The 6,720-nt window shown below is 62.0% G+C and carries 5 protein-coding genes; 1 reads left to right on the top strand and 4 read right to left on the bottom strand.

The genetic code is table 11. The annotated features are described in order from the left end of the window. On the top strand, positions 1-2,116 hold a 2,116-nt coding region (locus ACIPIZ_RS24020), incomplete at its 5' end, for a ribonuclease E (RefSeq protein ID WP_401167839.1). 190 nt (positions 2,117-2,306) lie between these two features. Here ACIPIZ_RS24020 and ACIPIZ_RS24015 read toward each other — a convergent pair. From ACIPIZ_RS24015 to ACIPIZ_RS24000, 4 genes are read right to left on the bottom strand one after another with little or no spacing between them, the layout of a single operon-like run. After that, positions 2,307-2,903, bottom strand: a complete 597-nt coding sequence (locus ACIPIZ_RS24015) for a nucleotidyltransferase family protein (protein WP_401167836.1) — start codon at positions 2,901-2,903, stop codon at positions 2,307-2,309. Then, a complete protein-coding gene (locus ACIPIZ_RS24010; protein ID WP_122661685.1) occupies positions 2,900-3,880 on the bottom strand; it encodes an XdhC family protein in 981 nt (326 codons plus the stop codon). The genes ACIPIZ_RS24015 and ACIPIZ_RS24010 overlap by 4 nt, the downstream gene beginning before the upstream one ends. Further along, positions 3,880-6,201: a xanthine dehydrogenase family protein molybdopterin-binding subunit gene (locus tag ACIPIZ_RS24005; protein WP_122661686.1), complete on the bottom strand. Its 2,322-nt coding sequence runs from the start codon at positions 6,199-6,201 to the stop codon at positions 3,880-3,882. The genes ACIPIZ_RS24010 and ACIPIZ_RS24005 overlap by 1 nt, the downstream gene beginning before the upstream one ends. After that, a complete protein-coding gene (locus tag ACIPIZ_RS24000) occupies positions 6,198-6,668 on the bottom strand; it encodes a (2Fe-2S)-binding protein (RefSeq protein WP_064391517.1) in 471 nt (156 codons plus the stop codon). Before ACIPIZ_RS24000 ends, ACIPIZ_RS24005 begins: the two co-directional genes overlap by 4 nt. Between the last annotated feature and the right edge of the window lie 52 nt (positions 6,669-6,720).

Raw genomic sequence — 6,720 nt, 5'->3', positions numbered from 1 at the left:
GCAGATCGTCCGCATCTCGCGCTTCGGCCTGCTTGAAATGTCCCGTCAGCGCCTGCGTCCATCCCAGGGCGAAAGCAGCGGCATCGTCTGCCCGCGTTGCAACGGCACCGGCATCATCCGTGACGTTGAATCGCTGTCGCTGGCGATCCTGCGCCTGATCGAAGAAGAAGCCCTGAAAGACCGCACTGCCGAAGTTCGCGCACAAGTGCCGATCCCGGTCGCTGCGTTCCTGCTCAACGAAAAACGCAACTCGATCACCAAGATCGAACTGCGCACCCGTGCCCGCATCGTCATTCTGCCGAACGATCACCTCGAAACGCCGCACTTCGAAGTTCAGCGCCTGCGTGACGACAGCCCGGAAGCCGCGACCAACCAGTCCAGCTACGAAATCGCTGCTGCCGCTGCCGAAGTCGAAGAAGTCCAGCCAGCCGCTGCGACCCGCACTCTGGTTCGCCAGGAAGCCGCAGTCAAGACTGCACCGGCTCGCGCCAATGCTCCGGTTCCGACCGAAGCCGCCGCACCAGTCGCCGCTGCACCGGCTCCGGTTGCCGCACCAGAACCAAGCCTGTTCAAAGGTCTGGTGAAGTCGCTGGTCAGCCTGTTCGCCACCAAAGAAGAGCCAGTTGCTCCGGCCGTGGTTGAAAAACCGGCTACCGAGCGTCCGGCCCGTAACGAAGAGCGTCGCAACGGTCGTCAGCAGAGCCGCAACCGTAACGGTCGCCGCGATGAAGAGCGCAAGCCGCGCGAAGAACGTGCACCTCGTGAAGAACGTGCCCCACGCGAGCCGCGCGAAGAGCGCGCACCACGTGAAGCCCGTGAGCCACGCGAAGCTCGTACCGAAGCGCCAGCAGCCCGCGAAGAACGCGCACCACGCGCCCCTCGTGAAGAACGTGCACCACGTGCGCCGCGTGAAGATCGCAAGCCTCGCGGCGAGCGTGAAGAGCGTGTGCGTGAACTGCGCGAGCCACTGGACGCCGCTCCAGTAGTTGCAGCCGCTGCAGCCGTAAACGCTGAAGAACGTCCGGCCCGTCAGCCACGCGAAGAGCGCGCACCGCGTCCGCCGCGTGAAGAGCGTCAACCGCGTGCCGAGCAGGCCGCTGCTGCCGTCGCTGAAGAAGAAGTGAACGTGAACGAAGAGCAACTGCCGGAAGACGGTTCGGAGAACGCCGAAGGCGATCGCCCACGTCGTCGTTCGCGCGGTCAGCGTCGTCGCAGCAACCGTCGTGAGCGTCAGCGTGATGCCAACGGCAACGTGATCGAAGGTTCGGAGGAATCCGAAGCCGGCGAAAACGCTGAAGAGCCTAGCACTGCCGATCTGGCCGCCGGCCTCGCTGTTACCGCAGCCGTTGCCAGCACCGTGATCAGCGCTCCGGCCGAAGCCCAAGCCCACGAGCAAGCCGAACGCGCCACCGCGGCCGTTCAGGAAACTGCTGCAGTAGAAGCGCCGGTTGTTGAAGCGACGACTCCAGTCGAAGTGGTTGCTGCTCCGGAAGTCGAAGTGGCACCGGTTCAGGAAACCCTGCCTCAGGTAGAGCCAGCTCCAGTTGTGGTTGCCGAGCCGGTGATTGAAACCGTCGCTGAAACCGTAACCGAAACCGTGCGTGAAGTTCGCGAAGAGCAGACTGCTTTCAACTGGGTTGCCGAGCCGGCTGTCGCTGAAACACCAGCGCCAGTGGTTGAAGCACCGGCTGTTGAAAAGCCTGTGTTTGAAGCGCCTGCGGTTGAAGCTCCTGTGGTTGAAGAGACCAAAGTTGCCGAGCCAGTGGTCGTTGCTGAACCAGCGCCGGTTGTCGAAGCACCTGTCGTTGCCGAAGCGCCAGCTCCAGTGGTTGAAGCACCGGCTCCGGTCAGCGCCCTGACCCCTAGCGGCCGCGCGCCAAACGATCCGCGTGAAGTGCGTCGTCGCAAGCGTGAAGAAGAGCGTCTGCAGAAGGAAGCCGAACTGGCTGCCGCTGCTGCTCCGGTCGCCGAAGTGGTCGAGGCAGCTCCTGCCCCGGTCGCTGAAGAAGCTGTGGTTGACGCGGTGATCGCTGAAGCACCACGCTCCGTTCAGGACGCGGTCGAGCAACACCAGGAGGCCGAGGAAAAAGAACACGAGCCTAAACCACTCGTGTAATTCCCGAAGCCGTTAAAAAGCCCCGCCTGATTATTCAGGCGGGGCTTTTTTTATGCCTGCAATTTAGGCCTTAGCGCTATCCCCTGTAGGAGTGAGCCTGCTCGCGATAGCGGTGTGTCAGTTGACACACATTTATCTGAACCACCGCTATCGCGAGCAGGCTCACTCCAACAGGGGATCTATGCATGGGTCAGGGTTGAGGAAATACCAGAGATTCCGGCACATCGATATCCCACAGCACTCCTGGATCATCGACGGCAATCTCCACCACCCTGCCCTGCTTGAACAAAGGCCGAGCACCACGATCACCGCTCAACGCCTGCAACCCCGCGCCAAACGAACGCCCAAACCCCACCGGATGACCAAACTCGCCAGCCTGCACCGGCACGCTCACCGCATCATCAGCAATCGCCTCGACCACCCGCTCGATACTCGACGGCAAGATAAACGGCATATCCCCCAGCACAATCAACCAGCCATCGGCATCTGGGCAAGCCGCAACGCCGGCGGCAATGCTGTCGCCCATCCCGGTCGATTCAATCGAAACAATATCGCAGCCATACGCCTGCGCCATGCGCATTGCCTGCGGCCGTGCTTCGGTCGTGACCAACACGCGCTTATCAAGACTCGAAGGCAAATTCACCAATACCTGCTCGATCACCGAACGCACCGCGCCATCCAGCCCAGCGCAATCGGCGAGCAACTTGTCCTTGTCCGCACCCGCCATCTGGCGAAAGCGGCTGCCCTCGCCCGCCGCCAGCACAATCACTGCAATGGATCGACTCATGCGTCCTCCAGTGTTTTTTTCTGCTTCAACTCGACACCGTTCTTGATCGCGACGATCTCCGCCAACAACGACAAGGCGATTTCCGCCGGCGAATGACTGCCGATGTGCAAACCGATCGGCCCGTGCAAGCGATCAATCGCCTGTACCGACAAGCCTAGCTGAGCCAGATTCTCGCGACGCTTCTGACTGTTGACCCGCGAACCGAGCGCGCCAACATAAAAGGCAGGCGAATCGAGCGCCGTCAGCAGTGCCATGTCATCCAGACGTGGATCGTGAGTCAGCGCGACAATCGCTGTGCGTTCGTCGGTCTGGATACTCAACACTGCGTCGTCCGGCATGCCCGGGACGAAACGGCCGTGATGCTCTTCCCAGCCGTAGACGAATTCGGTGCGCGGATCGCAGATCAGCACTTCGAAATCCAGCAGCCGCGCCATGTCTGCGACGTAGCGCGACAACTGTCCGGCGCCGATCAACAACAATCGCCAGCGCGGGCCGTAGATGGCTCGCAGGGTTTTGCCGTCGAAGGCCAGCGAATCGGACTTGCTCGCCGCCGACAGCAGCACTTCACCGGTTTCAATGTTCAGCTCACGGGCAACGATCTCGTGCGCTTCACAACGCGCGAGCAATTCGGCAACCCATGCCGGATCGCCAACCCGCTCCTCGGTCAGCCGTAAAGTGCCGCCGCAAGGCAAACCGAAACGCGCCGCTTCTTCACGGGTAACGCCGTAAGTGATCAATTGCACCGGCGGCCCGTCAGTGGCGATCCGCCCATCGTGCAGACGGGCGATCAAGTCATCCTCGACGCAGCCGCCCGATACCGAACCGATCACCACGCCATCCTCACGCAAGGCGAGCATGGCACCGGGAGCACGCGGCGCCGTGCCCCAGGTCTGCACCACGCTGAACAGCACCACTCGCTGTCCGGCGCGGCGCCATGCAAGGACGCTGCGCAGGACGTTGAGATCGACGCTGTCCATCAGGCGCCTGCCTTCTGCCAGCCCTGCAACTGATAGCGCACCGGCAGATTGCGAATCCGCTGGCCGGTGGCCGCGAAAATCGCGTTACACAGCGCCGGCGCAATCGGCGGCACGCCCGGCTCGCCGACGCCGCCCAACGGCACGTCGCCCTGTGGTGTCACCAGATGCACCGCGACTTCCTTCGGTGCCAGCGACATGCGCGCCACTTCGTACATGTGGAAGTTGTCCTGCTGGACCTTGCCGTCCTTGAAGCTGATTTCACCCAGTACCGCATTACCGAGGCCCATCACACAAGCGCCCTCGAACTGCGAGCGAATGCGCTCAGGGTTGATCTGCGGCCCGCAATCCACGGCAATATCAGCCTTGTGCACGATCAACGAACCGTCGTCCTTGACTTCGACTTCAATCACCGCCGCCACGTAGGTGACGAAGCTGTAATGCACAGCGAGGCCCAGACCACGGCCCTTGGGCAGTTTGCGTCCCCAACCGGCAGCCTTCGCAGCCGTTTCCAGCACGGTGCGCATGCGTCCGGTATCGATCGGATAACGCTCGGGAGATTCGCCGTAGTTCCACTCCTCGCTCAGCGTGCGCGGGTCAATCTGCCGATCAGGGCCGAGCAGCTTGATCTGGTACTTGAGCGGATCCTCGCCGGCCTTGTGCGCCAGTTCATCGACAAAACTCTGGATGGCGAAACCATGAGGGATGTTCGACACCGAGCGATACCAGCCGACCCGCGTATGCACAGTCGCTTCGGGGTTTTCCAGGCGCACATTGGGAATCGCGTAAGCCATGTTGGTAAAACCCATGCCCAGCTCGAAAGCTGCTTCATGGTTCATGCCCGGCGCGAACAGCGCGGTGATGCTCGGCGCGACGGTGCGATGCAACCAGCCGGACGGCATGCCGTCCTTGCCGACGCCGGCCTTGAGGTATTCGGCGGACACGGTATGGAAATACGAGTTGTGGATGTCATCTTCACGGGTCCACTGCACGCGCACGGCTTTGCCGGGAAACTCTTTGGCGAGAATCGCTGCTTCAACGACAAAGTCCGGTTTCGACTTGCGACCGAAACCACCGCCAAGCAAGGTGACGTTGAAGGTGACATTGTCGAACGGCAGCCCAAGACGCTCGGCAACGCGCTCACGGGTGACTTGCGGCGCCTGACTCGGCGCCCACGCCTCGCAAACCCCGTCCTTGTAACGGGCGATGGCGACCATCGGTTCCATCGGCGCCTGCGCCAGATGCGGCAGATAGTAAGACGCTTCAAGGGTGCTGGCCGCGCCACTCAACGCCTTGTCGATATCGCCAGTGTTGCGCACCACTTTGCCGGGTTTCAGCGCGGCGGCTTCCAGCTCCTTGCGATAGGCAATCGAGTCGTAACTGGCGTTCGGGCCGTCGTCCCACTCGATTTTCAACGCTTCGCGGCCCTTGATCGCGGCCCAGGTATTGCTGGCCACGACGGCCACGCCGCCCAACGGCTGAAATTCCGAAGGCATTGGGCGACCTTCAATCTGAATCACTTTGAGCACGCCGGGGACTTTCAGCGCGGCGCTGTCATCCAGCGATTTGACCTTGCCGCCGTAGACTGCCGGGCGCGCGATGGTCGCGTACAGCATGCCGTCAAAATGCACGTCGGCGCCGTACACCGCACGACCGTTGACGATGTCGTCGCCATCGATGGCTTTGGTGCCTTCCTTGCCGATGTAGCGGAATTCCGATGGCTGCTTGAGGCGCAGACTGTCACGCGCGGGCACCGCCAATGCACTGGCGGCAGCGGCCAGTTCGCCATAACCCAGTTCACGACCGGACGGTTTATGGATGACTTTATGCAACTGCGCATGACATTCGCCGACCGGTACTTTCCACTGCGCAGCCGCCGCTTGCTCGAGCATTGTACGGGCCGCAGCGCCGCAACGACGCATCGGCTCATACCAGTGGCGCATGCTGCGCGAACCGTCGGTGTCCTGATTGCCGAAACGTACTTCATCGCCCGGCGCCTGCTGCACTTTGACGTGCGCCCAATCGGCGTCCAGTTCATCGGCAACGACCATGGTCAGACTGGTGCGTACGCCCTGGCCCATCTCCGAGCGGTTGCACACCACCGTCACCGTGCCGTCAGCGGCAATGCTGACATAGACTTTCGGATCATCGATCCAGCCGTTGGGCATGCCGTCGGCGCCGAACTTCTTTTCCTTCTCGTCGGCCAACGCATCCTGCCAGCCCCAACTCGCCGCCAGCACCAGCGCACCGGTGGCGCCGACGCCTTTGAGAAAACCCCGGCGGCTGAGATTGCTCAGGGCGAAATCATTCGGCAGACGGCTCATGCTTTTGCCTCCTTCAAATGCGTGGACGCCTGACGGATAGCGGTTTTGATCCGGTTGTAGGTGCCGCAGCGGCAAATGTTGCCGACCATCGCTTCTTCGATCTGCTCGTCGCTTGGGTTCGGATGGGTCTTGAGCAACGCGGTGGCCGACATGATCTGCCCGCCCTGACAGAAACCGCACTGCGCGACGGCTGTGTCGAGCCAGGCTTGCTGGACGATCTGCCCGACCGGGTCGGCATGCAGGTTGTCGATGGTGGTGACGTTCTGGCCGATCACCGAGCCGATCGGGGTGATGCAACTGCGCGCCGGCAAACCGTCAATGTGGATGGTACACGCGCCACACAGGCCCATGCCGCAGCCGAATTTGGTGCCGTTGTAACCGGCAACGTCGCGGATAGCCCAGAGCAGCGGCATGTCTTCCGTGACATCGAGGGGATGGTCTTGACCGTTGAGTTTCAGGGTAATCATGGGCACGCCCGCATATTTATGATGGTTATGGGGTCGAGCAATCTGCCGCCGT

The organism is Pseudomonas sp. NPDC087690, assembly GCF_044743175.1.
Lineage (GTDB): Bacteria > Pseudomonadota > Gammaproteobacteria > Pseudomonadales > Pseudomonadaceae > Aquipseudomonas.
This window is presented reverse-complemented; position numbering and strand designations above follow the sequence as displayed.

What these genes read in the sequence shown, in the direction of transcription:
- ACIPIZ_RS24015 (WP_401167836.1), bottom strand. Translation starts at nt 2,903, where the DNA reads ATGAGTCGATCCATTGCAGTGATTGTGCTGGCGGCGGGCGAGGGCAGC.
- ACIPIZ_RS24010 (WP_122661685.1), bottom strand. Translation starts at nt 3,880, where the DNA reads ATGGACAGCGTCGATCTCAACGTCCTGCGCAGCGTCCTTGCATGGCGC.
- ACIPIZ_RS24005 (WP_122661686.1), bottom strand. Translation starts at nt 6,201, where the DNA reads ATGAGCCGTCTGCCGAATGATTTCGCCCTGAGCAATCTCAGCCGCCGG.
- ACIPIZ_RS24000 (WP_064391517.1), bottom strand. Translation starts at nt 6,668, where the DNA reads ATGATTACCCTGAAACTCAACGGTCAAGACCATCCCCTCGATGTCACG.